Source organism: Deltaproteobacteria bacterium (assembly GCA_012522415.1).
In the GTDB taxonomy this organism is placed as follows: domain Bacteria; phylum Desulfobacterota; class Syntrophia; order Syntrophales; family JAAYKM01; genus JAAYKM01.
Genome location: JAAYKM010000075.1, coordinates 1 through 26,290, shown reverse-complemented (window position 1 = coordinate 26,290; position 26,290 = coordinate 1). Strand labels below are relative to the sequence as shown.

Sequence of the window (26,290 nt, the reverse complement as noted above, 5' to 3'; positions counted from 1 at the left end):
CTCCGCGTTGAAGAGGCTACTTTCTGTCAGGCAAGATAATGATTTTTCTGAACTCACCTTCTCCGCGGCTCTTCGTGGTGAGGCCCTCCTCGTTTTGCAGGGCCATGTGGATGATCCGCCTGTTATGGGCGTTCATGTGACTGACCGTAATCGGTTTTTGTGTACGCCGCGCCTTTTCTCCAAGTTCCTTGGCCAAAGCGACGAGGGAGTCTTCCCGTCGTTTTCGGTAGCCTTCCGTATCGATGACGATCATCTTTCGGGAATCGGTCAGACGGTTCGAAGCCTTGTTGACGATATATTGAAGGGCGTCCAGGTTCTTCCCGCGCTTGCCGATCAGCAGGCCGCCCCCATCTCCGTGAATGTTTAAAATGACCCGGTCTTCCCCTTCCTCCAACGTGACAGAGGCTTCCATGGACATGTGCGTCAAAATGCCCTCGAGGATTTCCTTTGCCCTGTCTCCGATGCTTTCTGTGCCGGATTCTCCAGGGGTTTCTGATTGTCCAGCGACTTCTTCTGACGTGTCCTCTGTGGAAACAATGTCAAGTTCTCCATTTTCCTTTGTTCCGGACACAGGCGCGGTGGGGGGCATTTCAAATACGAGCAAGGAGGCTCCGATGCGCGCTTTTTTTGATCCAAATCCCAAAAAACCCGTTGATCCCTCAGAAATGATTTCTATATTCAGTCTCTCTCTGGGAACGTTCAATGACTGACAGGCCTTTTCGATGGCTTCATCAATCGTTCTTCCTTCATATTCCTTTAAGTGTGTCATGCTGCATCCTATACATTGGCGTATTTATTGATATAAACCTGTTGGCCGATACTGATGATGTTGTTGAAAAGCCAGTATAAAACCAGGCCCGAGGGGAAATTGAGGAAGAGGAAGGTAAAGACAACCGGCATAAACAACATGATTTTGGCCTGCATGGGATCACCCATGGTGGGGGTCATTTTCTGCTGAAAGAACATCGTTGCGCCCATTATAATGGGTGTGATGTAGTAGGGGTCCTTGGCGGAAAGATCCTGTATCCAGAAAAAAAAGGGTGAATGGCGGAGTTCAATGGCATAGAGAAGCACCTTGTAAAGACCGAAGAAGACGGGAATCTGGATCAGAATCGGCAGACAGCCCCCCAGGGGATTGACTTTGTGGGTCTTTTAAAGCGCCATCGTTTCCTGGCTGAGTTTTTGTTTGTCGTCCTTATACTTTGCGCGCAGTTCCTGCATTTTGGGCTGGAGTTTTTGCATCTCCTTCATGGATTTGTAGCTTTTGTTCCCCAGAGGCCAGAAAATAATCTTGATGAAAATGGTTAGGATTATGATGGCAATTCCGTAGTTATGGACGTACTGGAAAATGAACTTCAGGACGATTAAAAGGGGCATGCTGAGCCATTTGATCAAGGACCCGAAATCGATCGCGTTTTCCAGGCCCACATTCAGGGACTTCATGATCGAATAATCCTTGGGTCCCAAATAGAGTGTGTAGGCAAAGAGAGCGTTCTGTCCGGCGGGGATGATGTTTTTTGGACCCTTCAATTGCACGGAGACGACGTTGCGCGCATTCCGGTTCAGGATGAGCGAGGTCAGCGCCGGTTTTTGGGAAATCATGGCGGCGATGAAGTATTTGCTTTCATATCCGGACCAGGAAATATCCGGACCATGATGTTCATCGATTTTCAGCTCCCTGCTGTCAGCAGTTTTTACGCTTTTCCCCATGAGATAGACCGGTCCGTTATGGGTATAACGGTCCCTCTCGATGACGGGATCGTCATAGTGGTACCAGGTGAGCATGGCGTTTTGCTGAAGTGTTGCCGGGGACAAATTATGAAGTTTCACATCCATCTGAATGACATAGTCGTCAGGATGGAAGGTGAATATTTTTTCGATTTTCACAGATCCGGGATAGGTTTGCGTGAAAGTCAGGGTGGTTTCCTGATCGTTTTGGCCGAGCGTCACCGATTCGCGGTCCACTTCGTAAAAATCACCGCTGTCGACAAGAAGGCTGGAATCGACAAAGGACAGTGACAGGGGTAAGGGCATATCCGGTGTGGAATTCACCAGCTCAATCAGTTCGGATTCGCTATCCAGCTTTTTTTTGAAATGTTTCAGTTGAAAAGTCTCGAGTGTTGCCCCCCTGGTTGTGAAAACGGCCCGATAAAGCGGCGTGTCCACGACGATCTCTTTCGCGATGCCTGGTTTGACGACGGTGGCGGCAACGGTGTTTTTATCGGATGTTACGGGACGTGTCGTTTGGAGAGGAACCGTGTCCGGCGAAGCCGCTGGTTCCTGGGGTTCTTCGACTGCGGCGGGTTCGACTCTGTCCCCGACCGGGTCCGGTTTCGGTGCAAAAAAGAATTGATACATGAACACCACCAACACGGACAACACGATAGCCAGTATGGTCTTTTTTTCCATTATGGATCTCCAGTTAAAATCGGGCTATTCGACAGGATCATATCCGCCGGGATGAAAGGGGTGACAGCGGAGGAGTCTGCGTCCGCCTTTGAGCGTTCCGATAAAAGGGCCGTACATCCGGATTGCTGTGATCATGTATTCGGAACAGGAAGGATAAAAACGGCAGCTCCGCGGGAAAAGCGGCGAAAAGAAAAGTTGATAGAACCGGAGCAAACCGATAAGGGGTTTGCCGAGGATCAAATTAAAGGTCTGATTAATCATCTGTTTTTGTAATGAAATGGCCTTCCAATTCCCGGCAGACATCCCCGTAAGTCAGGTTATGTGGAATTCCCTTTTTGGCAACGATGATCATGTCCTGGGAATCGTTGATCCTGCTTTTGTGAAGCCGAAAGAACTCTCTCACCAAACGTTTGATCCGGTTCCGCTGCACCGCGCCGCCTGTTTTCTTGGAAACTGAAATCCCCAGCCGATTTACTCCCGTTTCCGTCCTCTTCTTGATGATGACGAAGTTTTTCGTGTACTCACGAAGACCACACTGTTGTATGGATAAATAATCTTTTCTTTTGAGAATTTTCTCCGATTTCGGAAAGGCTTCAGAAACCATAAAGACAATGCGGAATAAGCCGGCTCCAGGGTTAACCGCCGGTGGATGCCGGCAGAGGGGTTATACGGCCAGCCTTTTCCTGCCCTTGGCCCGTCGTCGATTCAATACCTGACGACCTGATTTGGTCGCCATCCTCACGAGAAAGCCGTGAGTCCGTTTTCTTTTGGTGTTACTCTTTGCTGTTAGATTTAACTTCATTTTTAAGACCCCATCGAATTGTTGAATTGCCTCTTCAACCACAAAGGACCTGATTTGTCAAGGCGAAAATCCGCTCCGACCGGTCCGAGAACCGTTCAGGCGAACACATACATTGATCATCTTCACACTGTGTCTCCCGGCGATTCACGATTCCAGGCGGGCAGACGGCAGGAGGGGTTAATCGTTGAACGGCCCCGGCTTATCCATGGACAGAGGGCATGCCCCATGCACCCCGATGCATCAGCCATGGGAAGACGTGGTATATCCATGCCTTATTCCATTGTACAACGCCTCTCCCCTTGTCAAAGGCAAAATATGTATTATATTTCCTCTGAACATGACAAGCGCCGTTACACAAGGAGCGTGGTGTTTACGGCCTGATTTGCCCCTGCACGGGGCGATTTTTTTCTTCTGACAACGGATCGTTTTATTTCTTAACGGAGATTCATACCCCCTCTGACGGGGGTCAATCGAGAAAGGGTGTTTATGATGGCGATTTTTAGAGGCAACACGGCATATCGCGAAAGCGCGAAGAAGATTGCGGATCTTTCCTTTTCCGTTGGGGTTTACCGTCCCCCCAGTGAGGGTGGCAGCGCTTCTCTGCTCCTCAGGATTACGGAAAATTGCCCATGGAATAAGTGCACATTTTGTGAAATGTACAAAGGGCGGAACTTTGTGTATCGAAGCGTCGAGGAAATCAAGGCGGACATCGACAACGTGAAGCACATCAGTGATGAACTGACCGCCGTTTCCATGAAGCTTGGCCATGACGGCTCAATCACGAGGGAAGTGGGCAGCGTCCTGTTGCAGGCCGAACCTTCCCTTTATGAAAACTATGCATTCATCACGGCCTTCAATTGGCTTTCTTCGGGAGGAAAGACGGCCTTTCTGCAGGACGCCAACACCATCATCATGAGGCCGGATGAGCTTGTCGAAGTGCTCAGGCATCTTCGAGAAACCCTAAAAACCCTGACCAGGGTGACCTCCTATGCCCGGTCCAAGACGCTCGCTCAGAGAAAGCCGGAAGATCTCAGGGCCATTCGGGAAGCCGGACTGGATCGTCTCCATGTCGGCCTGGAATCGGGAAATGACGACGTGCTGGCCGCTATTCGCAAGGGTGTGACGAGTGCCGAACTGATTGAAGGGGGCAAAAAGGCCATGGAAGCGGGTTTCCAGCTTTCCGAATACTGGATGCCCGGGCTGGGCGGCATGGACCGGTGGCGCCGGCATGCGGAAGACACGGCACGCGTTCTCACCGCCATCAATCCCCACTACATCCGTTCCCGTCCTTTCATTCCCAGCCCCCGTACACCGATATACGAAGATTTTGAACAGGGACGATTAAAGCTTAGTTCACGTCATGAGCGCCTTGAAGAACTGCGCGTGACGATTGAAGGATTGGATGTGACGTCGCGTGTCTGTTTTGACCACATGATGAACTCCTGGAAAAACCGGTACGGGGGACTTCTCTTCCACCAGGATTATGAGGGCTACAAGTTCCCGGAAGAAAAACCGCTTGTTCTCGAACTGATTCAGGATGGGCTTTCCGCAGGGTGTTGAGGGCGAATTGAAGACGGTTGTGTAAGAAGACGCCTTCGTGTTCAGGGCGCCCCCTCTGGGGGGGGGATAACCTTCTTCAGTTCTTCCAGCGAGTTGAGGTTGGCGAACATCTTCCCCTCCGGATCGAATGTCGCCAGCACTTCCACGGGAATCTTGTGAATTGTATGTCCGGGGTAAAAACCGATGATCTTCAGCTTGTTCTGTGCGAAGAGTTTTTCGATCAGGGGCAGACATTTGCGCGGGTAGATGGCATGCAGCGGCTGAAGACCGTCAGCGGGGTTGGGCACAACGATGTCATATTGGTTTGCCAGATCGATCATTGAGGCAATGAAAGGCTGGTTAAGAAAGGGCATGTCGCAGGCGGCGAAAAATGCTTTTTCACAGCCCGCGTGTAACAATCCGGCATGGATGCCACCTAGAGCCCCCCTGTCCTTGTAAATGTCCGCCACCATCATGATGTTCTGATCGAGGTACTCCAGAGGTGAATTTGTCACGAGAATCACTTCTTCGAACAGGGCCTTGAAGATTCGAACGGTCCGGTCAACCAGGCGCTCCCCCTCGAACTCGATGAAAGCCTTGTTGCGTCCGTTCATGCGTGTATTTTTCCCGCCCGCCAGAATGATTCCTGTAACCTTGTCCGTATAGGGAGAAATGGTTTCCATTGAAAAACTCCTCTCAACATGCCGTATATGCCATAAAAAAAACCTCTTTGACAAGCAGAGAATAATCTCTTCAAAACCCAGGAAAGAAGATGGCCTTTTAGGGAGAATTCGCTTGCCAAAAAGGATGCCAGGTTGTAGTAGATGCCTACCTATCTATTTCAGGAGGCGGAACGGAAATGTTTTGGGAAAAAGATATCGAAACGATGGACGGGGACCAGCTTTACAGGATGCAACTGGAACGGTTGCGAAACACTGTCGAAAGCGCTTCCCGGTCCTCGTATTACGGGAAACTCTTCAAGGAGAAGGATATCCATGTAGAGAACATCAAAACGCTGGCGGATTTGAGAAATATACCCATGACAACCAAGGAGGACCTGCGCAAGGAGTGGCCTTACGGATTTCTCGCGGCATCGAAGGATGATATTGTCCGCATGCATTCCTCTTCGGGTACCACCGGTCGCGCCACGGTCATCTTTCATACCATGAAGGACATCGACTGCTGGACCAATCAGCTGGCACGCTGCATGTACATGGCCGGCTTGCGTAAAAGCGATGTTTTCCAGAACATGATGACCTACGCCCTTTTTACGGGCGGTTTGGGTTTTCATTACGGGGCGGAGAAACTGGGCGCCATGGTCATCCCGGCTGGGCCGGGAAACAGCAAGCGTCAGATTCAGTTGATGCGGGACTTTGACACAACGGCCATCCACATTATTCCGAGCTACGCCCTGCATCTGACCACCGTTTTTGAGGAGGTCGGAGTCGATCCCATAAAAGACACCCGCCTGCGTATCGCTTTCATCGGCGCGGAACCCCATTCGGAAAAAATGCGCAGGCGCATTGAGGATTTTTATGGTGTAAAGTCCTTCAATTCCTACGGCTTGTCGGAGATGAGCGGCCCCGGTGTGGCCTTTGAATGTCCGGAGCAGAATGGGTTGCATATCTGGGAGGATGCCTACCTTGTGGAGATCATCGACCCGGTCACCTTGGAACCGTTACCCGACGGACAGGAGGGCGAATTGGTGATGACCACCCTCAACCGGGAGGGTATGCCGATCCTACGCTACCGGACCCAGGACCTGCCCAGGATTATCCCCGGCACCTGTCCCTGCGGGCGGACCCATCGTCGGATCGAAAGAATCAAGGGCCGGACGGACGATATGATGATTCTCAAAGGGGTCAATACTTTCCCCATCCAGATCGAAAAGAAGCTTATGGATATTGCCGGCGTCGGCAATAACTTTCAGATCATCCTGGAGCGTAAAGGTTTCAATGACGACATGATCGTTAAGGTGGAGGTGCAGCGCGAGTATTTCACCGGTGATCTCAAAGAGTTGGAGTCCTTGCGGAGAACGATCGTCAATGAACTGAAGAGTGATATTCTCATCACCCCGCAGGTCGAGCTGGTGGAGCCGGAGAGCTTACCCCGAACGGAAGGGAAGGCCAAGCGGGTGCTGGACAACCGGGAAGACTGATAATGCAAAGGGGAGGAATACAGGGATGATCGCACAACAGATTTCCATATTCGCTGAAAACAAGCCGGGGCGTCTGGCTGCGGTGACCCATGCGCTGGCGAAGGAAAAAATCAACATCCGGGCGACCACCATTTCGACGTCCGATACCTTCGGGGTCATCAACCTTCTGGTCGACAACCCGAAAAAAGCGCAAAAGGTTCTGACCGAAGCGGGCATGATGGTGCAGATGCGAGACGTACTGGCGGTCGAACTGGACGATAAGCCGGGCGGTCTCGATCGCTTGACGCAACTCCTGTACAAGGAAGACATCAATGTAAACAACGCCTATGGTTTTGTTGTGGAGAGTTACAAGCGGGCCATCTTTGTGGTCGACGTCAACCAGATCGAGAAAGCGGAGAAGCTCATCGAAAAAAACAAATTCAAAACACTGGATACGGAAGGGCTTACGTCCATCGAACCGTTTCATTATACGAAGTATTAAACAGAAGGGAACGACGGGTGATTACTTGGACGTTTCTTCGGTATTTGTTGAACAGGTGATGTGCAAAATGGGGCGGAGGGGTCCGAAGAAAGAAAGCAAATTGGTTACGAACGATGCCTTTGCCGGATGAACAGTTTAAAGAGGTTGAAGCGATAAAGGCGACGGGGATGGTGCCCCGGTTCCCATCGTTGTAAAAAACACAGGCACAAAAGAGAAGAGTTGTCGAACGTCTTTTCATTTTTTGTCATGAGGCGATCGCATGTTAGGGAGGCATTCAGGTGGTTTATCGGGATAAGGGACATTACGCCGCGAAACATCCCGGCGAAACGCGAATCGATGAACAGATTGCCGCGTTAATCCGGGACAGCTCGGAAAATCAGGTGATCACCTGTTGCGATGCCGTTGCCATTGCCTCGGCAACGGGAAAAACGATCCTGGAGGTCGGTGTGAATCTGGACCTCCTGGAAATCCGGATCACCCTCTGCCAGTTGGGATTGTTTGGTTTCAGTCGGGACAAGCGTGCCATTCAGCCCGCAGAGAGTGTCGATCGCGATTTGAAAAAAGTGATTGAGGCAAACCTTCAAGAGGGAAGACTCTCCTGCGAGGGCATATGGAAAATCGCCGGTCAGTTGAATCTGCCGCGCATGGTTGTTTCCGAGGCTTGCGAGGCACTGAAAATCAAGATAAAACCCTGCCAGTTGGGGGCTTTCTGAGCCGGAAGTTCTCGATATAACGACTGACGATTTTACCGATGATTTCCGCGTTGCGTGCCGCCTGTACGCGAATATCCAACTCATCCAATGTTCCGCCGGCTATTCCGTGTGCGTAATTATCGACGGAACAGAGCGCACCGAAGGCCATGCCGAATTCTCTGGCCAATACGGCCTCGCTGGCCAGGGGCATCCCCACGATATCGGCCGTCCCGGCCATCAGGCCAATTTCGGCTTTGGTTTCCAGCCTGGGGCCCGATGTCTGCCAATAGACCCCTCCATCACGGACCGGCGCGGACAGTTCATGGGCCGCCCGGATCAGCTCCCGGCGGACGCCGTCGTCCATGACCGGCGTGATATGCTTCGGCGTGTCGGTCACGGAAGTCGGTGTCGGGTACAGGCAGATGAAATCGTCGGGGACAACCAGGGTGCCCGGCTGTAAATCCGCTTTCAGGGATCCCGTCGAGTAAATACCGATTACTTCATTCACGTTCAGCTCCGACAGGGTCTGGAAGTGGGCAAGATGATTCACGAGATGAGGGGGCGTAAAATCGCCGCCAGGGCGGCCATCACGGCTGATGAAAAGAAAATCGTCCCCGGTGAACACCTCGGGTGCAACTGACCCGTCCCCAGGGTATGATTTTTCCAAACGGGCGAAAATGGGCCCGTTCAGAATGGGTATGGTTCCCGATAGAACGGCCAGTTTGCTCATCATGTGTTCCTCTTTTTTGCCTGTTGCATAGCATATCCCCAATGGAGAAGTCAAAACCCACCTGCCGATGAAAGGCCAAATAGCGTTTGACTTCATTGTAAAATTTGTGTCATAAGCGAATTAAAATGAAAATGAAGGATGGAGGAAGCGGAGACATGACGGATAATCAAGCAATTCTGCATGTGACGGATGATACCTTTGAAACGGATATTTTGAAGGCCGATAAACCGGCTTTGGTTGATTTCTGGGCAAACTGGTGCGGGCCGTGCCGCGCCTTAGGCCCGATCATCGAGGAAGTGGCCGACCAGTTTAAAGGCCAGGTCAGGGTGAGCAAGATCAATATCGACGACAACCCCAAGGTGACCGCCCAGTACGGCGTCATGAGCATTCCCACGTTGATTCTGTTCAAGGACGGCGAGCCCGTGGAAAGACTCGTCGGTCTCGTGGCGAAGGAGCGTTTGGAAGAGTTCATAAAAAAAGCCCTGTAATCGTGGGGTAGGAGCCAACATGAAACGCAGTTTCGTCTTTGTGGTTTGTCTGACCTTATCGGTGCTGATTTCCGGTTGTTCGTGGCTCGGTTGGATGCAGGACAAGAGCATGACCCGATCCACGCCGGTGGGCCTTTATCAAAAGGGAAGCGAACTCTACCAGAAGAAAAAATATGAAAAGGCCATCACCATATTCCAGCGCCTGAAGGATGAATACCCTCTGGAAGAAATTTCCGTTCTGGCGGAAATCGGGATTGCCGATGCGCACTACAGCAAGAAGTCCTACACCGATGCCTACCTGGCCTACGATGAATTTATCAACCGTCATCCGACGGACGAGAACGTTCCGTACGCCATGTACCAGATGGGCATGAGCCGCTATCAAATGATCGACACCATTGACAGGGATCAGACGGAAACCTGGAAGGCCAAAGCCGATTTTGAAAGATTGCTGTCACGTTACCCCAAAAGCCAGTTTGTCGTCATGGCCCAGAAGATGCTTCGGGAGGTTAAAACAAAACTCGCCGAAAACGAATTTTACATCGGCAAGTTTTATTTCAAGAGCAAGAAATACAAGGCTGCCTTAAAAAGGTTCGAAGTCATCGCCCGGGATTTTCCGAATATCGGTCTTGATTACAAGGTAAAGTATTACATTACGGAAACCCGACGTATGCTGTCTGAAGAAAGGGCGGAAAACGAAAAAACAAAAACGGGAGTGAAGGGGGAGGCGGACGGGAAAATGAAGCAGGAACCGGACGGGTTGCCGCAACAGACGAACGAGGAGCCTCCGTCGCCAACAGCCGATCCCTTGCCGGATGAAGAAGATGGGTACATATCGGGACCCGAAGGAAGCGCTGAATTCTTTTCGGATTTGGTGACGAAATCCTGAAAGTGCCTGGAATGGCCTATGGGGTCTGTGTCAGAAAAGCGATTGCACGATCCACGCAATCACCCAGACTGTCCTCTGTGTTGATTTGCAGATGGGTGCCCGGTTCACATTCGGATATGGACTCAAAATCCGCCTTTTGGGCGTCGTAAATTTCCGGGCGTCCATCCGACGCCTCGTTCTTGTCCAGAAGTCTCATGGCCAACCTTTCCCGGGCGCAGGTGTCCGAGCAGACGCATTCCAGGACAAAAAAATCCGCCTCGACACGGTCTGCCGCCTCGCGCGCTGCCGCACGGTACATGCCCCTTTTGAAAGACGCATCGACGATGACGGATTCTCCCGCCGCGAGCATATCCTTTGCGGAGGCCAGGGCCTTTTCATAGATATGGCGTGAGAAATCCTCACTGTAAATCCCCTCGGCGAAGTCGTCCAGACGCCGTTCCGTCGGTTCGATGCCGCACGACTCCTTGCGGATTACGTCCATTCGGATCACTTTGGCGCCCGTAAGCCGGGACAATTCCCCCGCGATCACACTTTTCCCGCTGCCCATCAATCCAGCCATGATGAGCAGGGTCGGCCTGGGAAAGGAAAAAGCATAGGAGAAGGCGAAATCAAAGTATCGCATAGCCGTTTGGGTTGTTGCTTCGCCGTCGTCCCCACTGCCCTGGGTGTCCTGAAGGCGGAAACCCGTCACTTTGCCACGGACAAAGGCATAGTAGCACTGGTAAAAACGGGTCAAGGTGGAGATTTCCCGGTCGTCGGACGCGTCGATGTAAGCCTGGATAAAGAACCGGGATAAGTCACTGTATCCGTTGAAATCGAGATCCATGGCCAGGAAAGCCGTTTCCGCGGCCACATCGGTGAAGCGGAACCGTTCGTTGAACTCGATGCAGTCGAAAATAATGATTTCCTCGCCATCGACGACGATATGCTCAAGGTGCAGATCGCCGTGGCAATCGCGAATTCTGTGTTCCTTCACCCGCCTGCGGAAGAGCGGTTCATGATCCGAAAGAAATGCCCGGGCGTAGGAGCGGATGAAGGCGTGGCGGAAGGCGGACAGGGTGATGCCGATAAACGGTTCGGTTTGCGAGAAATTCTCCTCGTGGTTGCGGCGAACGGTTTCAAGTCCCCCTGTTTCATCGATCAGGCCGCCGGTATCCGCCTTACGGTGAAAATCAGCAAGCTTTCCCGCGACGGCGGTGATGACAGCGGGTTCGAAATCCGGTCGTGACAGGAGTTTTTTCAGCATTCTGTCGGCGGGAACTTTATTCATGTGGACGGCGTATTCGACGGCCGTTCCCTCCCCGGCCAAAACAGGCTTCCCCGTTTCGTCGATGGAGATTTCCACGACACCCAGGTAAACCTGCGGCGCCAGCCGGCGATTCAGCCGAACCTCTTCCTCACAGTAAAATTTTCTTTTTTCGCGTGTCGTAAAATCCAGAAAACCGAAATTAACGGCTTTTTTTACTTTAAAAACTTCATCGCCGGCGATAAACACCCAGGAAATATGTGTCTGAATGACTTCCACCGATTCGGTATGAAATGGATAAAAGGCGGGATCGGACATGGCTTCGGCCACAATATTCTGCATCATTGAATCGTATCCTCAGGATCAGTCTTCTACACCGGGTAATCTAATGGAATGAGTCCATTCAATCAAGATGAAATTAGCATTTGAAGATAAAATGCGAATCTGTTAGGTTTACCGTCATGCTGGTGGCTCGTCCCGGATGTCGAAATGGGACCGTGTCTTTTGGCGGGTATGTCCGTGCGGATCGTGTGATAGGGAGGGCCGAATATTGGAAAACGGGAGGTGCAATGATTAGAAGATTCAGGGAACCCGGACAATGGAAGCAAAAAATCAGGACCGCTCTGTTTGTCATCCTCCTGATTGTTGTTGTCGGCTTTTTTGAGACGGCGTGGGTCATCACCGATTGGTTCTGGTTTCAGGAAGTCGGGTATGAAAAAACGTTCTGGATTACCCTCTTCGCCAAATTGACCGTTGGGGGCCTGGTCGGCGTATTATTTCTGGTACTGTTTGGCGGCAACTTATATCTTGCGGAGAAGATCGGCGTGAAAAACAACTCCGCCGACCTCATGGGCACACAAATTCCCTCCCTGCGGTTGATCGGCGAGCGTTCCCTCGTTCCTCTCATTCTTATCGTTTCCGTTGTATTCTCCATTTTCATAGGCATGAACGCATCCGTTCACTGGCGGGAATACCTTCTTTTCTTCCAGGGACTCCCCTTCGGTTCTCATGATCCCCTTTATCAGAAGGATATCGGTTTTTATGTATTCCATCTGCCCTTTGTGGTCAGCGTGTATCGGTGGATCTCATTCATTCTCATACTCGCCATCATCGGCACCGGTATCGTTTACTTTATTCGGGGAACCTTCATGTTCATTCCGCCGCGAACCTGGAAGGTCACACAGCCCGTGCGCAACCACCTGCTGATTCTTTTGGCCTGCATGTTTTTTATCGGCATCATCGGGGCGTGGATAGATCTGTACCACCTGCTCTATGCCAAACGGGGCGTTGTGTTCGGCCCTGGATATACGGACACGACCACCCAGGCTGGCGTTCTCAGGCTCATGATCCTTATGAATTTTCTCGCGGGCTTGTCCATACTTGCCTATATTTTCACGAATAACTGGAAGATTCCCGCGGCCGCAGTTGCCCTGCTGTTGGCCGTTTCTTTCATCGGGAAGGGCCTTTATCCAAATTTTGTACAGAAATTCAAAGTGTTGCCGAATGAAATCGTCCTGGAAAAGCCCTATCTGGAACATAACATCCGATACACCCGCATGGCCTTCAACTTAAGTGATATCGAGAACAGGGAATTTCCCGTCGAAACGAACCTCACCCTGGATGATTTACGCAGGAACGACCTCACCATTAAAAACATCCGCTTGTGGGAACATGCGGCATTGCTGCAGACCTACAGCCAGTTGCAGGAAATCCGTACCTATTACAAGTTTATTGATGTGGATAACGACCGATACCTGATCAACAACGAATACCGCCAGGTCATGCTTTCCCCCCGGGAATTGTCCTACAACGCTTTGCCGTCACGAACCTGGGTCAACGAACATCTGACATACACCCACGGGTACGGGGTGGTCCTCGGTCCTGTCAACCGGGTAACCACGGAAGGGCTTCCGGAATTCTTCATCAAGGATATTCCCCCCGTTGCCACGACGAATATCAGGGTTACAAGACCGGAAATTTATTACGGTGAACAGTCGAACGAATATGTGTTCGTTGGAGGGAAAAGACCGGAATTCGATTACCCGGTAGGGGATAAAAACGTCTATTCCAAATATCAGGGAAAAGGGGGGGTTCCCCTGACGTTCTGGCGGAAGATGCTTTACGCCGTCCGCTTCGGATCGGTTACCATTCTGCTTTCCGACGACATCACCAATGAAACCCGGGTCATGTACCATCGGCGCATTAAGGAACGGATCACGAAAATTGTTCCCTTTCTGAAAATTGATGCGGACCCCTACATGGTCATTTCCCGGGAGGGGCGCTTGCTTTGGATTATTGACGGCTATACCGTGACGGACCGTTTCCCCTATTCGGAACCGGTGGAAGGGGTGGGCAATTATGTCCGGAACTCGTTGAAGGCCGTCATTGATGCCTATGACGGAACGGTCAGCCTGTATATCAGCGATGAGACCGACCCGATCATCCAGACCTATTCCCGAATCTTTCCCACCATGTTCCGGACATTCAGCGAGATGCCGGATGAATTGAAATCCCATGTCCGATATCCGCAGGGTATGCTGAGTATTCAGACGATGATGTATCGCGCCTATCACATGGAGGATCCCCAGGTGTTTTACAACAAGGAGGACCTGTGGGCCGTCCCCGGAAAAGCGACGGGAGCGGGGGAACAGGAAATGGAGCCTTATTACACCATCATGAAGCTTCCGGAAGGAGATATGGAAGAGTTCATTTTGATGCTCCCGTTCACGCCGAGCAACAAGGACAACATGTCAGCCTGGATGGCGGCGCGATGTGACGCGCCGAACTATGGCAAGCTCATCGTTTACAGCTTTCCAAAACAAAGACTTGTCTATGGTCCGCGCCAGATCGAGGCCAGAATCGATCAGGATACGGAAATATCGAAACAGTTATCCCTTTGGAATCAGAGTGGGTCCCAGGTGATCAGGGGCAGCCTGTTGGCCATTCCCATCGAGAAATCGATTCTTTACGTCGAGCCGTTGTACCTGGCCGCGGAAAAGGGGCAACTGCCGGAGCTGAAACGCGTCATTGTCGCATACGGCAATACAATCGCCATGGAGGATAATTTAGACCTGTCTCTGCAAAGAATATTCGGCGGACAACTGCCGAAGGAGGAAACGATCGACGCCGTTCCGGCATCGACCCCCGCCAGCAGGGTTCAGACAGACAGGGAAATCGCCCTGGAAGCGCTCAGGCATTACCGCAAGGCCCAGGAAATGCTTCGCCAGAACAACTGGACCGGTTACGGTGAGGAGCTGCAAAAGATGGACGGCCTGCTGAGAGGGCTGGAGAAAAAATGAGCCTGTTCTAATGAGATTTCGCCTTCGTTTATGGCTTTTTCGTGAACAACCTCTCGTATTACGGCTGCCTCTTCCATGTCAGGGTCGTGCCCCTTCCGACGGCCGGGCATGGTTCACGGCACCAGTTCGTCCATTTTCTCCCGGAGGGCGGATTCAAAAAGATCCCGTATCGCCTGAAGCCCGCTCTCCGTCTCCGATTCAAACCTCAAAACGACAACGGGCTGCGTATTGGAAGGCCGAAGCAAGCCCCATCCGTCGGGAAATGTGATGCGCAGACCGTCGATCGTGTTGACGGCGTATTTTTCCCCAAAATCCGCCTTGACGGCCTCGACGACACGAAACTTGACGGCGTCCGGGCAGTTCACACGGATTTCCGGCGTCGAAAAGGTCCTCGGCAGGTCATCCAGCATCTCGCTCAATTTAGCGCCTGTCCGGGAAAGAATCTCCAGAAGCCGGAGCGTCGCGTATGTGGCGTCGTCGTAGCCGAAATAACGGTCCGCGAAAAAAACATGCCCGCTCATCTCTCCCGCCAGGAGGGCCCCTTCCGTTTTCATTTTTTCCTTGATCAATGAATGTCCCACTTTCCACATGATCGGACGGCCGCCCCGCGCGGCGATATCGTCGTAGAGCTTCTGTGAACACTTGACGTCGCCGATAACCGTCGCTCCGGGAGTGGCTTCCAGAACGAACCGGGAAAAGAGGATAAGCAGCTCATCGCCCCAAAGGATGTCACCCCGGTCCGTCACGACACCGATCCGGTCGGCATCACCGTCGTAGCCGATTCCAAGGTCTGCCTTTTTCTCCTTTACAAGGCGAATCAGGTCCTTCAGGTTTTCGGGGACGGTGGGATCGGGGAAGTGATTGGGGAAACGGCCGTCCGGATCACAATGGATGTCCATGACACGACAGCCGAAGCGGCGCAGCAGGGGAAGCGCGAAGAGTCCACCCGTACCGTTGCCTCCGTCCAGGGCGATGGACGGGGGGTTTTTGATTTCGACGTTACGAAAAAGATAATCCCCATAGGCCTCTGCCATATCCGTCCGGGTGGAACGGCCCGTTCCGGCGGCAAAAGCACCCTTCACCATGACTTCATAAAGGCGCTGGATCGCGTCACCATAAATCGTATCCGGTCCGATGCATATCTTGAAACCGTTAAAATCCGGAGGGTTATGACTGCCGGTGATCATGACGCCGCCCCCCGTGCGCAGATGACGAATTGCAAAATAGAGCATGGGTGTTGTGCACAGTCCGATATCGAGGACATCGACCCCGGCAAGATTCAGCCCCCGCTTCAGGGTTTCGTGCAGGTTTTCCGAGCTGAGGCGGCAATCCCGTCCGAGGGCGAGTGTTTGCACCGCCCCGTCGCGGGCGCAGGTGCCGATCGCGCGGCCGAGCCGCAGAACGAATTCCGGAGTCAGGTCCGTATCGACCACCCCCCGGATGTCATATTCACGAAAAACGTCCCTGTTGATCATCACGACTCCTCAAAATCAAGACAGGCCCCTGTTTCGGAGTGATGAGAAGCACGGGCCCCGAATTGGAGCTTCTCTTAATCCTTTCCCGGTCAGGAAGTCAACCAAAAACGGGGGGTATCATGGCGGCGGGGCTATGGGTTTTGATGAGCGAAGGGAATGATGTCCAGGATTTCCAGGACGTGCCCCATGAGAAAATCCGGTTGTGCCCGTTGGAGTTCTTCAGGTTTGCCCGTTCCCGTTAGAACGGCGGCGGTGTATGTACCCAGTTTCTTGCCGACCTGGATGTCGATGGGGTGATCGCCCACCATCCGGACCCGGTCGGCGTCGATCTGCAAATGGGCGAGCAGCTCGGCCAGGTGGCCCGGGTCGGGCTTGACACGCCTGGTCATCTCGCGGCTGAGCAGCGCATCGACATAGCGGGTATAATCGGGGAAGACCGTTTCAACGGCCCGATGGCAGTTTCTGGTAATGATGCCCGTCAAGATCGATTCGTTCCGGATAAAGGACAGCATGCCCTTGACGCCGTCGTACAGGCGGGATTGCCTGGCCGCCTGAACTTCCATCCTTTCGATGCACAGCATGGCCTCTGTCCGGAAGGCTTTGCCTCTTTCGATGGCGCTTTCCGCAACCCGTCTTTCTCCGGCCTCGATCATTTCCAGGAGGTACAAATGCTCGAATTCACGGGATTGCAACCCGTAGGAACCGAGGAGATCGAGAATCGCGGCGCGCATGTGTCCGAAATCGAGGTGCAATTCGGCCAGGGTGCCGTCGAAGTCAAAGACAACGGCTTCGATTGAGGGAAGAGGGGATTTCCTTTCGTTCATGCGGGGATTATCGACCTTTGCTGGATAAAGGACAAGGCTTTTGTTTACGAAAGGTTTTCATCCGCCTGTTCGGCACGGGCCATGTCCGCATCGATGAAACGGCAGCAGGCAAGACAAAAGAGCAGGGCGAAGAAGATGAAAAGGGGGGCCGTCAGGAGGGACGAACGGAGTCCGGACAGATCGGAAAGCCAACCGATTACGGAAGGGGAGATCGCGTCACCGAGGGCGTGGATGATGAAGATGTTCAGGGCGAAGGCGGTGGCACGATGAAACGGATGGGAGACGTTCACGATGATGGTGTTCAGGGGGCCCGTATTGAGAAAGAGGAGGCATTCGGCCAGAAAGATCGCAATCATGCAGGTATGGAAATCGGGGGTTGCAATGGCAAAAACACAACAGGGGATGCTCAGGAAAAAGCCCGCGGCGGAGACGAGAAGGTATCCCTTCTTTGTTTTTTTCTGAAAGAAGTCCCCCATCCATCCGCCCGCCAGGGTGCCGCAGATGCCGGCGGCGACGGTGATGCCTCCGAAGGCCGTGTTGGCTTCCATGATGTTGAGGTGATGATATCGATAGAGGAAGGTCGGTATCCACTGGGCCAGCCCGCCCAGGGCGAAAGTCATCGCCGCCATGGCCATGGCGTTGAGCATGTAGGAGCGGTTGCGGAAAAGCGATAAATAGGGATTCACGGCGGACTTCCCTTTGCCGGCTGCGCCGCCCCGATTCCGAACGGGGAGATGGGACTGGGGGATGAACCACAGGGGAGCGGCCAGGAAAAGGCCGGGCAGGGCGACCAGGAGAAACGCCGCCTGCCATCCGAAGTGAAACCCCAGTATGCCCCCAAGGAGGTAACCCAGGGCGCTGCCCACGGGGATGGCCAGATAGAAGAAGGACAACACCCGGCCGCGGGCCTCCCGAGGGAAAACCGCCGAGAGCATGGCCGGCGAAACCACGCCGAAACTCGCTTCCCCGACCCCGACGAGGGAACGTGAAAAAAGCAGCAGCGGGTAGGAGCCGGCAAGACCGGACAGGGCCGTGGCCGCACTCCAGAGGGTCAGACCGCCCGATGCCAGGCGGGCATGGCGTACATGGTCGCCGATCCATCCCAAAAGCGGGGCGAAGACCATGTAGGAGAGCATGAACGCGGAGCCGAGAAGACCGAGTTGCGTGTCCGAAAGATGGAAATCCGCCTTGATGAGGGGGAAAATCGCATACAGAATCTGTCGATCGATGTAATTGAGAAGGTTTGCGGCGAGAAGCAGCAGGAGAATGAAGTATTTTGTCCTCGGATTCAATGTTTGAGATACGCAATGAAGAGGTGTGGTGAATCAATGGTTGTCATGAAACGCCGTCATGCCGTTTTTTGATTTTGTAGCACAATTAACTTACGAAATACACGATTATGTATTAAGAGTAGGCGGATAAAAGAGTGTTACATTTTGTGTAACCGGAGAAAAGCGGTGAAGGAGTCGGAATTTGGAAATCGGTATCCTTGGGTTGCCCCAGAGCGGCAAGAGCACTTTGTTTGAAATCATGACGGGCTTGAACAGTCGGGACCGGCACGGGGAACAGTGCGTCCACGGCGTCTCGCCCGTTCCCGATGAACGGTTCGACAGGCTGGTCGAAATCTACAGGCCGGCGAAGATATCCCCGGCACAGGTCCCCTTTATCGATGTGAACGCCTCGGGAGAAAAGGCATGGGACGCCGTCAGGCGGAATATGGGCCACGTCGATGGGTTCATTCACGTCATCGACGGTTTTACGACGGGAGAGGTGCAGGACATTGCCGCTCAGTACCGTAAGCTGACGGATGACCTGATCCTCGCCGACATGCTCATGGTGGAGAACCGCCTGGAAAGAATGGGGAAGGCGCCGAAAAAAGCGATGGGCCCCCTCGAAACACTCCAGGCCGCGCTGTTGCCCCGGATTCACGATCAGCTTGGAAAGGGCGGGGTGATCCGGGAACTGGCCTTTACGGAGGATGAAATGAAGGCCCTGAAAAATTTCGCATTCTGGACCATACGGCCCGAGCTGGTCGTCCTCAATGTCGGTGAAGAAAACCCCCCCGACATGGGGGAGGTCAGGAAAGCACTGCCTCCCCGTACCACCGTAGTCGATATTTCCTGCCGGATGGAAATGGAAATCATGGGGCTCCGTGAAGAGGACCGGCGGGACTTTCTCGTGTCCCTGGGGGTTTCCGAGCCCGCTTACGAAAAGGTCATTCGGCAGGCCTTCCTCCTTCTCGGCCGCATCTCCTACTTCACCGTCGGCGAGGACGAGGTCAAGGCCTGGGTGGTCCCCGGCGGGGTCAGGGCGCCCCAGGCGGCGGGGGTCATTCACGGGGACTTCGAACGGGGTTTTATCAAGGCCGAAGTGGTCGGTTACGAGGCATTCATGGCCTGCAACGGCTCCATGAGCCGGGTCAGGGCGTCGGGGAAAATGCGCCTGGAGGGCAGGGATTACATCGTCAGAGATGGTGACATCATGACCTTTCGTTTCAATGTTTGAAAGGAATGAAAATGGACGGAAAAACCAATTACACGAAAGGAGACGCGGAATGGCTGTGACGGATCTGGGGCCCGAGGACATAAGGCAAATTGAAAAGGAAGGATTGAACACGGACCGGGTGGAAGGGCAAATCGAAAAATTCCTTCGGGGAACGACGCCGGTCAGCCTTGTGAGGCCCTGCATCCCCGGTGACGGGGTTCTGACCCTGACTGACGCCGTGATCGAGGAACAAATCGACCGCTACGATGCGTCCAGGGAACGGCTGAAGGTCATGAAGTTCGTGCCGGCTTCCGGTGCCGCGACCCGGATGTTCAGGGAATGGTTTTCCCTTCTCGATGCAGATCCAGCCGATATGGGCAGGGGAGGGGCCTCGCGGGTTTTTATGGAAAACATCCAACGTTACGCCTTCTCCACGGATCTGGATGCCTCGATGAAACGGCGGGGTTCGAGCCTTGAGGCCTGTCTCGGGGAGGGGCGCACAGGGGACATCATCAGGGCCGTCCTCATGCCCGCGGGACTGAATTACGGGTATCTGCCGAAGGCCCTCCTCGCCTTTCACCGCTACGACAAAAGGAACAGAACGGCCCTGGAGGAACACTTCGTCGAGGCCGCGGGCTATGGCAAATCCGGCGACGGCGTCTGCCGCATCCATTTCACCGTTTCCGAAGAATTTCTGCCGCCGGTCCGTCGTCATATCGAACAGGCCGCCAATGCATTCGGGACGCCATACGGCGCAACCTTCGAGGTGGGTCTTTCCGTTCAGAAACCCTCGACAAACACCCTTGCCGTTGACATGGACAACCGTCCCTTTCGGGACGACCGGGGGCGGCTGGTCTTCCGGCCGGGTGGTCACGGCGCCCTGTTGGACAATCTGAACGATCTCGACGCGGATCTGGTGTTCATCAAGAATATCGATAATGTATGCCACGCCCGCCTGCTGGGGGAGACGATCCGGTACAAAAAAGTGCTTGCCGGTTACCTCCTTCAGGTAAGGGAAACCGTTTTCAGGTACCTGGAGATCCTCTCCTCCAACGATGTTCCCGAAAGGGCCATTCCTGAAATCGAGGACTGGTGCCGCCGGAGCCTTCAGGTTCACCTGCCGCCGGACTACCCCGCTTTATCGGGTCCTCGGAAGGTATCGGTGCTCATCGACACCCTGAACCGTCCTATTCGTGTTTGCGGCATGGTGAAAAACACCGGCGAACCCGGCGGCGGGCCCTTCTGGGTGGAAGACGACACGGGAGGCGTATCGCGACAGATCATCGAGGCGTTCCAGGTCGACGGCGGAAACGAGGAGCAGGTCCGCTTCTGGCGTTCCTCCACCCACTTCAACCCGGTGGATCTCGTTTGCAGTCTCAGGGACTTTCGCGGCGGGAAGTTTGACCTCCACCGTTACGCGGACCAGGACGCCGTATGTATTTCCGTCAAATCCGAAAAGGGGCGTTCCCTCAAGGCTCTGGAACTGCCGGGCCTGTGGAACGGTTCCATGTCCCGGTGGATCACGCTCTTTCTCGAAGTGCCCATCGTGACCTTCAACCCGGTGAAAACGGTGGAGGATCTCCTGAGGGTGGAGCACCTCCCCGGGTGAGGGCCTTCAGATGATCCAGCGGAGGGCGCTTTCCCTGTCCGCCGGCAACGATTCCATGGTCCGGGATGTACCGAAACGGGTCATGGTCAGCCTGGCCGGTTCCCCGTCCGGTGCGTCGCCGTAAAGGACACACAGGGAAGCGGCGATTTGGGCCTCCTCCTCGTCGCATCCTCCGGGCACCAGGGTTGTCGGCCCCGGGTAATCGCTCATCCTGATCAGGATGTCAGGGTCCTTCGCGAATTTTTCGATCCGCAGATTATCCCCCTGGTTGCGTCCCACAATCACTTTGACCCCGTCGGCGATTCTGAAGTGTCTTCCCGTCTTGAGGAGGTGGATCGCCGTTACGTCGAAGTCTCCATGGTCGAACAGGTCCTTCAGGCGTTTGGAAAACATGGGGTCCGTCAGGAGGCATCCCCCGGCCGGCGGGACGTAATCACCAATGCCGAGGGAGGCGGCCGCTTCCATTTGCCTGCGCCGGCCTCGGCCATGAATATCCAGGAGCCCTTCACGGTTGATGAGGCCCTCCTGTTCGGCCCGTGTGACGGGCAGCCGTTTCGCGCTCAGGGGTCTGACAATCAGATCCTGGTAACCGGAGTACTTCGCGACGACATGGAGGGATTGTCGTGTCTGCGACATGGGCCGCTGTCCCAGCACTTCACCGGTGATGATGAAATCGGCCTGCCATCGGGGCAGGAGATCCCCCGCTTTTCTCAGCATCATGGCGTGACAGTCGATGCAGGGATTGAGATATTTCCCGTAGCCGTACCTGGGGGCCCGGAGCATGGCCAGATGTTCTTCCGTTATGTCGATCACCTGAAGGGGCAATTCTATTTTTGAAGCGGCGGCAACGGCTCTGCGGGCATGAAAAAAAGGGGTTTCAAAAGTAACCCCCTGAACCTCGATGCCCTGGCTCTCGACCAGCTTGACGGCGAGAATACTGTCCAGACCGCCGGAAAAAAGTGCGACGGCTTTCAATAGCGGATAATGCTTACCTCCTTCAACTGTTTGAAATAGGAATAGAACTCGGGATCAAAGGGAAAATCCACGAGGTAATACAGAAATTTATTCTCCCTGTAAACTTGCAGGGCCGGGAAGATAGCCGTGATGAAAGGGGCTTCCGGATCATCGGGATGATTCACCGTGAGACGAAAATAATTGAAGGTATGGGATACGTTCAAGTAGCCGAGTACCCGGGTGATGATCTTCAGACTGGAATCCGCCTTGTTCAGCGGTAGAATTTCCGTGCCGTCCTTTTTCAGCATATCGGAAAATTCCCGGGGAATCTTCCCGAATGATACAACGACCCGCTTGCCGTCCTTTTTCATCATGATGTCGGCCCGCATGGTCAGATTGAAACCTCGCCTCTTCCTGTCGAAAAGGTTGATTTCCACGTCCTTGGCCGCCTCTTCCCCCAGAAGAACCAGCAGGTTGTGAACCAGATCCGTTTGTGATGATCCCGCCAGGTCCGGCGCGGCGGAAGCCTCCGCCATGTCCGTTCCGTCACGGATAATACCGGAGTCCAGGGCCACTTCGGTCAACGTGATCCCCTGAGCCGAGAGCAATGCCGGGAGGTATCCGGGCAGGGCACGGGATGCGTCCCGATAAAAGACGAGTCCCTGGCGGAGGGGCTTTCCGTCGTCGTCCGGGGTGCCCGTTTGCTCAACGGTCCATCCCGGTGTGATGTGAACCGTCATTTTTTCGCCCAGGGTGTATTTGCCGCCCTGTTTCATGCGGTAAGGGGTCGACTGGTTGAAGACTTTCCTCAAGATGCTGACGAGGGTGTCCTTTTCATGGGCCGTGGTGAAACGGTAATCCGGCCAGCGTTCCCGGATCAGCGTCTTGACGCGCTCGGGCAGACGGGTTTTCAGTTCGATGAAAACGATGCTTCCGTCGTCGAACTCCACCATGGGGATGGACGAGCAATCGATAACGATCTGGCCATACTGTTCCAGGGGGATGTAGTATTGTCCGCTTGTGATAAGGGTCGCCCTGAAACGGTTCAAAACCTCTCCCGACAGCAGGAGGTTCCGTTTCAGGCTCTCCGAGAGGACGACGGGCTTGTCCGGATCAAAATCCGCGCCCTGGACATCCTCGGTGAGGTAGCTGTCTCCCGTGTCTCCTTCCGGAGTCGCGCCGGGCAGGCGGAGGACCTGGTTGACCACGATGTGATCCACGTTCGTCAGACGCGGATTCATCTCCTTGACGTCCAGGAGGATTTTGCTCATCTCGCTCCTCCTGACGTTCAACTGCGTCATGAGGATCCTTTCCAGGGAATCCCCTTTTTTAACCTTGTAAAAAACGGTCTTGACACCGAAAGCATCCTTCTCGCCCGGGGTTTCCTGATCCGGCAGAACGATTGATTGCCCCGGACGGATCTTACGGGGATCCGTGATTTGGGGGTTGAGTTTTTTGATCAGATCGAGGGCCGCCTCCGCCTCTTTGGCCGACCGGATTCCCAGACGCCTGCGGATGATCCCGTAAAGGGTGTCTCCCGACCGGATGACATAGGGTTTGCCCAATTCCTCCGCCGGAAGGAGTTTCTGAAAGGACAGCAACGCCGTGTCCTCCCTGGCGTCCACCCACGACAGGCCGAGGATCGGCGGCAGGAGGAAAAAAACCAGGACGAGCCACCCTTTCCACATGTTGAGGGGTCCTGACCTATAAAGGTGTTCTCTTCTGAGCGGTAATGTGTCCATATGGAAACAGGTGTTTGAGGTTTCTGAGATGAATGCACCCCGTTCATAACACAATTTTTCGGGCGGGGAAAGCAATTCGATATCCCCCCGTGTCTTTTCGTGGACTGGAAGGGACGGCGTCAACTTCATAAAAGAATTGAAAGAAACGTCAATATGGGTTATGGGGAATGCGATCAGGACGAGTTGCTTCCTGAGAATTCGGTCACAAAAAAGGAAAGGTTCTGCGACAGATGACAGCGATACCCGACGAAAAGATGTTGAAGGAAATCCAGTCACGGTTTGAGAAGAAACTGAAGGAAAACGAGATCGAGAGCGTCGAGTTCTGGAAAGGGCATGTGGATCGTATGCTCGCCATGAAGCCCGAGGGGGTCGCCGCCCTGCAGACTCATATCAGGAAACTGTCGGACATGATGGCCAACCGGGTGGCCGCCCTGAAAAAAGGGATCGTATGAAACCCATTGCCAACCTTTTTTTCGAGATGGGGATGCTGAAGAAAACGCCCCGTTCGGGATTCCAGTTTCTGGGGACCGGTGGCGAATCGGTTGCGGAACATGTTTTCCAGACCATTTTTATCGGTTATACCCTGTGTAAACTGGAAAAGGCCGCGGACGAACTGAGGGTCATGAAGATGTGCCTGGTCCATGACCTGCCGGAAGCGCGAACGGGGGATATGAACTATGTCAACAAGAAGTATGTGACCGTAGATGAGGGGAAGGCGGTCACGGATCTCGCGGAGACCCTTTTTTTCGGTGACGATATTGAGGGGGCTATTTCGGAGTTCAACGCCGGCAAAACGCTGGAATCGAAACTGGCCCATGACGCCGACCAGTTGGCCCTGATTTTACAGTTGAAGGAAAACGGCGATCTGGGCAACAAGTACAGCGGGGAATGGATCGACTTCGCCCTGAAAAGGCTGTGCACGGACACGGCGAAGAAGGTGGCGCAGGCGATTCTGGATACGGATTCGGCGGAATGGTGGTTCGGGGAAAAGGGTGACTGGTGGGTAACGGCAAACAACGATCGAGGTCGGCATGACAAGTAGAAAAATTCGTGTCCTGTTCTTCAGTTTCATTTTTCTGTTCGCCCTGGGTTGCGTCACGACGGAACCCCATCAGAGGAAGGCCCAGGATCACCTCGCCATGGGCGTCGCCTTCCTGCAGTCGGGGCAGTCCACCGACGCCCTGCGGGAACTGTTCGTGGCGGAAAAAATGAGGCCCGACGACCCCGAGGTCCATTACTATCTGGGTATTGCCTATCTGGCGAAGGAACTTCCCGACCGGGCCATGTCCGAGTTTCAGAAGGCGGTACGCCTGAACCCGAGCTACTCCGAAGCGCATAACTATGTCGGCACCCTCTTTCTCGAAGGAGGTCAGTATGCGCCGGCTATCGCCGCTTTCGACCGGGCCCTTGCGAACATCCTGTACGATACGCCCGCCGTCGCCTTGTACAACCGGGGCTGGGCGTTTTATAGAATGGGGGACTACGAGGCATCCCTGGCCAGTTACCGGCAGGCCGCGAAGGACACCGGCGCCCGCGCCCTGGCGGCCCCTCTGGAAAAAAACATGGGGTTGTCGTGCCTTGCCCTGAAACGGTACGGTGACGCCGCCGCGCATTTCACCGCCTCCCTGGGCCACGCGCCGGAAGACGCGGAGGCCAAGTACCTGCTGGCCGTGACCAGGGTGCGGCAGAAAAACTACGGCGAGGCGATGCGGCTTTTCACGGAAACGATGAAGGAATCGCCCGATTCCGAATTCGGTGTGAAGGCGGGGGTCATGCGGGAGAAAATGACGAAGGGGCGCTACGGGGAGATCAGGTAAGGCGCTTCTTTCTCAACCCACAGTTCACCCAGGGGCGGTGGCAAACCCCGGGCCTGGAATGGTTTCCCCTGTTCTTCCGTTATTCCCCTTTGTCCTCGTAGATTCCCCCTATCATTCCGGCTCCCCCTTGTCCTTTGTAGTTTCTCCTTTGTCCTTTCGAGTCCCTTCCCCTGTCATTTCGAGGAGCGAAGCGACGAGAAATCTTACGCCCCCCTTGACCTTGGAAAATCGGGACAAAGACCCGCCCTCGGGGTGCTGCGGCCGGTTCAAGATTCCTCACACGCCTCCGGCGGTTCGGAATGACGTTCGAGGGAGGGCGGGTTCGGAATGACGTTCGAGGGAGGGCGGGTTCGGAATGACAAAAAAATGTCATTTCGACTCGGAGCAAGCGCCCACCCATGTCATTTCGAACCCGGCTGTCAAGCCGGGGAGAAATCTTAACCCCTGGGGTTCTGGAGGCGGTGTTACGTTCAAGATTCCTCACACGCCTCCGGCGGTTCGGAATGACGTTCGCATGAGGGAGGGCGGGGCGGGTTCGGAATGACGTTCGAGGAGGGACGGGTTCGGAATGCCCTTCATTAGGGCGGGGCCGAGTGTCCTTAGTGGAAGGGGTGGCTCCGGAATGTCCCTCATGAAGGCCGGGTTTGGAAGG

General features: G+C 54.1%; 26 protein-coding genes. 12 read left to right on the top strand and 14 right to left on the bottom strand.

Going from position 1 to position 26,290, the window contains the following annotated elements; genetic code table 11:
• Positions 1–16: 16 nt before the first annotated feature.
• The 6 genes from GX147_06460 to rpmH are packed head-to-tail and all read right to left on the bottom strand — an operon-like array spanning position 17 to position 3,211.
• Positions 17–769, bottom strand: a complete 753-nt coding sequence (locus GX147_06460) for a protein jag (protein NLN60335.1) — start codon at positions 767–769, stop codon at positions 17–19.
• 8 nt (positions 770–777) lie between these two features.
• Positions 778–1,131 (bottom strand): membrane protein insertase YidC, encoded by a 354-nt coding sequence (yidC, locus tag GX147_06455; protein ID NLN60334.1) that lies wholly within the window; start codon positions 1,129–1,131, stop codon positions 778–780.
• A 21-nt stretch (positions 1,132–1,152) separates the two neighbouring features.
• Entirely contained in the window at positions 1,153–2,409 is a 1,257-nt protein-coding gene (gene yidC, locus GX147_06450) for a membrane protein insertase YidC (protein NLN60333.1), read from the bottom strand.
• 24 nt (positions 2,410–2,433) lie between these two features.
• Positions 2,434–2,670, bottom strand: a complete 237-nt coding sequence (gene yidD, locus GX147_06445; protein NLN60332.1) for a membrane protein insertion efficiency factor YidD — start codon at positions 2,668–2,670, stop codon at positions 2,434–2,436.
• Entirely contained in the window at positions 2,663–3,013 is a 351-nt protein-coding gene (gene rnpA, locus GX147_06440; protein ID NLN60331.1) for a ribonuclease P protein component, read from the bottom strand. Before rnpA ends, yidD begins: the two co-directional genes overlap by 8 nt.
• 60 nt (positions 3,014–3,073) lie before the next feature.
• Complete coding sequence (rpmH, locus tag GX147_06435) at positions 3,074–3,211, bottom strand: 50S ribosomal protein L34 (GenBank protein NLN60330.1); 138 nt, start codon at positions 3,209–3,211, stop codon at positions 3,074–3,076.
• Positions 3,212–3,700: 489 nt separating this feature from the next.
• Here rpmH and GX147_06430 point away from each other — a divergent pair, with 489 nt between their 5' ends.
• Positions 3,701–4,771, top strand: a complete 1,071-nt coding sequence (locus GX147_06430) for a radical SAM protein (protein ID NLN60329.1) — start codon at positions 3,701–3,703, stop codon at positions 4,769–4,771.
• A gap of 41 nt (positions 4,772–4,812) precedes the next feature.
• On the opposite strand, the gene GX147_06425 is transcribed toward GX147_06430, so the two are convergent.
• Positions 4,813–5,433 carry a molybdenum cofactor guanylyltransferase gene (locus GX147_06425; protein NLN60328.1) on the bottom strand — a complete coding sequence of 207 codons (621 nt, stop codon included), beginning with the start codon at positions 5,431–5,433 and terminating at the stop codon, positions 4,813–4,815.
• A gap of 176 nt (positions 5,434–5,609) precedes the next feature.
• On the opposite strand from GX147_06425, the gene GX147_06420 reads away from it, so the two are divergent.
• The 3 genes from GX147_06420 to GX147_06410 all read left to right on the top strand — a co-directional run bounded on the left by GX147_06420 (position 5,610) and on the right by GX147_06410 (position 8,102).
• Positions 5,610–6,908 carry a phenylacetate--CoA ligase gene (locus GX147_06420; GenBank protein NLN60327.1) on the top strand — a complete coding sequence of 433 codons (1,299 nt, stop codon included), beginning with the start codon at positions 5,610–5,612 and terminating at the stop codon, positions 6,906–6,908.
• 25 nt (positions 6,909–6,933) lie between these two features.
• Positions 6,934–7,389, top strand: a complete 456-nt coding sequence (locus GX147_06415) for an ACT domain-containing protein (protein ID NLN60326.1) — start codon at positions 6,934–6,936, stop codon at positions 7,387–7,389.
• Positions 7,390–7,667: 278 nt separating this feature from the next.
• Positions 7,668–8,102: a hypothetical protein gene (locus GX147_06410; protein ID NLN60325.1), complete on the top strand. Its 435-nt coding sequence runs from the start codon at positions 7,668–7,670 to the stop codon at positions 8,100–8,102.
• Here the strand turns inward: GX147_06410 and GX147_06405 are convergent.
• Complete coding sequence (locus GX147_06405; protein NLN60324.1) at positions 8,068–8,814, bottom strand: MTAP family purine nucleoside phosphorylase; 747 nt, start codon at positions 8,812–8,814, stop codon at positions 8,068–8,070. The two genes, GX147_06410 and GX147_06405, sit on opposite strands and share 35 nt — an antisense overlap.
• A gap of 152 nt (positions 8,815–8,966) precedes the next feature.
• Here GX147_06405 and trxA point away from each other — a divergent pair, with 152 nt between their 5' ends.
• Together trxA and bamD are read left to right on the top strand one after the other, a co-directional pair.
• Entirely contained in the window at positions 8,967–9,299 is a 333-nt protein-coding gene (gene trxA, locus GX147_06400) for a thioredoxin (protein NLN60323.1), read from the top strand.
• Positions 9,300–9,318: 19 nt separating this feature from the next.
• Positions 9,319–10,188, top strand: a complete 870-nt coding sequence (gene bamD, locus GX147_06395; protein NLN60322.1) for an outer membrane protein assembly factor BamD — start codon at positions 9,319–9,321, stop codon at positions 10,186–10,188.
• A 16-nt stretch (positions 10,189–10,204) separates the two neighbouring features.
• Here bamD and GX147_06390 read toward each other — a convergent pair whose 3' ends face one another.
• Positions 10,205–11,779, bottom strand: a complete 1,575-nt coding sequence (locus GX147_06390) for an AAA family ATPase (protein ID NLN60321.1) — start codon at positions 11,777–11,779, stop codon at positions 10,205–10,207.
• A gap of 224 nt (positions 11,780–12,003) precedes the next feature.
• Here GX147_06390 and GX147_06385 point away from each other — a divergent pair, with 224 nt between their 5' ends.
• Complete coding sequence (locus GX147_06385) at positions 12,004–14,733, top strand: UPF0182 family protein (GenBank protein NLN60320.1); 2,730 nt, start codon at positions 12,004–12,006, stop codon at positions 14,731–14,733.
• 113 nt (positions 14,734–14,846) lie between these two features.
• Here GX147_06385 and GX147_06380 read toward each other — a convergent pair whose 3' ends face one another.
• The 3 genes from GX147_06380 to GX147_06370 all read right to left on the bottom strand — a co-directional run bounded on the left by GX147_06380 (position 14,847) and on the right by GX147_06370 (position 18,324).
• Positions 14,847–16,208 (bottom strand): phosphomannomutase/phosphoglucomutase, encoded by a 1,362-nt coding sequence (locus tag GX147_06380; GenBank protein NLN60319.1) that lies wholly within the window; start codon positions 16,206–16,208, stop codon positions 14,847–14,849.
• Positions 16,209–16,339: 131 nt separating this feature from the next.
• Positions 16,340–17,032 carry an HAD family hydrolase gene (locus GX147_06375; protein ID NLN60318.1) on the bottom strand — a complete coding sequence of 231 codons (693 nt, stop codon included), beginning with the start codon at positions 17,030–17,032 and terminating at the stop codon, positions 16,340–16,342.
• Between the two features lie 44 nt (positions 17,033–17,076).
• A complete protein-coding gene (locus tag GX147_06370; protein ID NLN60317.1) occupies positions 17,077–18,324 on the bottom strand; it encodes an MFS transporter in 1,248 nt (415 codons plus the stop codon).
• Positions 18,325–18,505: 181 nt separating this feature from the next.
• Between GX147_06370 and ychF the strand changes: the two genes are divergently transcribed.
• Both ychF and GX147_06360 read left to right on the top strand, forming a co-directional pair.
• Positions 18,506–19,537: a redox-regulated ATPase YchF gene (gene ychF, locus GX147_06365; GenBank protein ID NLN60316.1), complete on the top strand. Its 1,032-nt coding sequence runs from the start codon at positions 18,506–18,508 to the stop codon at positions 19,535–19,537.
• A gap of 49 nt (positions 19,538–19,586) precedes the next feature.
• Complete coding sequence (locus GX147_06360; GenBank protein NLN60315.1) at positions 19,587–21,125, top strand: DUF4301 family protein; 1,539 nt, start codon at positions 19,587–19,589, stop codon at positions 21,123–21,125.
• A 6-nt stretch (positions 21,126–21,131) separates the two neighbouring features.
• Here the strand turns inward: GX147_06360 and GX147_06355 are convergent, their stop codons facing one another.
• Both GX147_06355 and GX147_06350 read right to left on the bottom strand, forming a co-directional pair.
• Positions 21,132–22,100, bottom strand: coding sequence for a tRNA 4-thiouridine(8) synthase ThiI (locus GX147_06355; protein NLN60314.1), 969 nt, complete (start codon positions 22,098–22,100; stop codon positions 21,132–21,134).
• Complete coding sequence (locus GX147_06350) at positions 22,097–23,767, bottom strand: LysM peptidoglycan-binding domain-containing protein (GenBank protein NLN60313.1); 1,671 nt, start codon at positions 23,765–23,767, stop codon at positions 22,097–22,099. The genes GX147_06355 and GX147_06350 overlap by 4 nt, the downstream gene beginning before the upstream one ends.
• A gap of 284 nt (positions 23,768–24,051) precedes the next feature.
• Between GX147_06350 and GX147_06345 the strand changes: the two genes are divergently transcribed.
• The 3 genes from GX147_06345 to GX147_06335 are packed head-to-tail and all read left to right on the top strand — an operon-like array spanning position 24,052 to position 25,638.
• Positions 24,052–24,273, top strand: coding sequence for a hypothetical protein (locus GX147_06345; protein ID NLN60312.1), 222 nt, complete (start codon positions 24,052–24,054; stop codon positions 24,271–24,273).
• Complete coding sequence (locus GX147_06340) at positions 24,270–24,863, top strand: HD domain-containing protein (protein NLN60311.1); 594 nt, start codon at positions 24,270–24,272, stop codon at positions 24,861–24,863. Before GX147_06345 ends, GX147_06340 begins: the two co-directional genes overlap by 4 nt.
• Positions 24,853–25,638 (top strand): tetratricopeptide repeat protein, encoded by a 786-nt coding sequence (locus GX147_06335; protein ID NLN60310.1) that lies wholly within the window; start codon positions 24,853–24,855, stop codon positions 25,636–25,638. The genes GX147_06340 and GX147_06335 overlap by 11 nt, the downstream gene beginning before the upstream one ends.
• Positions 25,639–26,290: the final 652 nt, after the last annotated feature.

Excerpts from the sequence above, each read along its gene's own strand:
- GX147_06460 (NLN60335.1), bottom strand. The coding sequence starts at position 769 with ATGACACACTTAAAGGAATATGAAGGAAGAACGATTGATGAAGCCATC.
- yidC (NLN60333.1), bottom strand. The coding sequence starts at position 2,409 with ATGGAAAAAAAGACCATACTGGCTATCGTGTTGTCCGTGTTGGTGGTG.
- yidD (NLN60332.1), bottom strand. The coding sequence starts at position 2,670 with ATGATTAATCAGACCTTTAATTTGATCCTCGGCAAACCCCTTATCGGT.
- rnpA (NLN60331.1), bottom strand. The coding sequence starts at position 3,013 with ATGGTTTCTGAAGCCTTTCCGAAATCGGAGAAAATTCTCAAAAGAAAA.
- rpmH (NLN60330.1), bottom strand. The coding sequence starts at position 3,211 with ATGAAGTTAAATCTAACAGCAAAGAGTAACACCAAAAGAAAACGGACT.
- GX147_06430 (NLN60329.1), top strand. The coding sequence starts at position 3,701 with ATGGCGATTTTTAGAGGCAACACGGCATATCGCGAAAGCGCGAAGAAG.
- GX147_06425 (NLN60328.1), bottom strand. The coding sequence starts at position 5,433 with ATGGAAACCATTTCTCCCTATACGGACAAGGTTACAGGAATCATTCTG.
- GX147_06420 (NLN60327.1), top strand. The coding sequence starts at position 5,610 with ATGTTTTGGGAAAAAGATATCGAAACGATGGACGGGGACCAGCTTTAC.
- GX147_06415 (NLN60326.1), top strand. The coding sequence starts at position 6,934 with ATGATCGCACAACAGATTTCCATATTCGCTGAAAACAAGCCGGGGCGT.
- GX147_06405 (NLN60324.1), bottom strand. The coding sequence starts at position 8,814 with ATGATGAGCAAACTGGCCGTTCTATCGGGAACCATACCCATTCTGAAC.
- trxA (NLN60323.1), top strand. The coding sequence starts at position 8,967 with ATGACGGATAATCAAGCAATTCTGCATGTGACGGATGATACCTTTGAA.
- bamD (NLN60322.1), top strand. The coding sequence starts at position 9,319 with ATGAAACGCAGTTTCGTCTTTGTGGTTTGTCTGACCTTATCGGTGCTG.
- GX147_06390 (NLN60321.1), bottom strand. The coding sequence starts at position 11,779 with ATGATGCAGAATATTGTGGCCGAAGCCATGTCCGATCCCGCCTTTTAT.
- GX147_06385 (NLN60320.1), top strand. The coding sequence starts at position 12,004 with ATGATTAGAAGATTCAGGGAACCCGGACAATGGAAGCAAAAAATCAGG.
- GX147_06380 (NLN60319.1), bottom strand. The coding sequence starts at position 16,208 with ATGATCAACAGGGACGTTTTTCGTGAATATGACATCCGGGGGGTGGTC.
- GX147_06375 (NLN60318.1), bottom strand. The coding sequence starts at position 17,032 with ATGAACGAAAGGAAATCCCCTCTTCCCTCAATCGAAGCCGTTGTCTTT.
- GX147_06360 (NLN60315.1), top strand. The coding sequence starts at position 19,587 with ATGGCTGTGACGGATCTGGGGCCCGAGGACATAAGGCAAATTGAAAAG.
- GX147_06350 (NLN60313.1), bottom strand. The coding sequence starts at position 23,767 with ATGTGGAAAGGGTGGCTCGTCCTGGTTTTTTTCCTCCTGCCGCCGATC.
- GX147_06345 (NLN60312.1), top strand. The coding sequence starts at position 24,052 with ATGACAGCGATACCCGACGAAAAGATGTTGAAGGAAATCCAGTCACGG.
- GX147_06340 (NLN60311.1), top strand. The coding sequence starts at position 24,270 with ATGAAACCCATTGCCAACCTTTTTTTCGAGATGGGGATGCTGAAGAAA.
- GX147_06335 (NLN60310.1), top strand. The coding sequence starts at position 24,853 with ATGACAAGTAGAAAAATTCGTGTCCTGTTCTTCAGTTTCATTTTTCTG.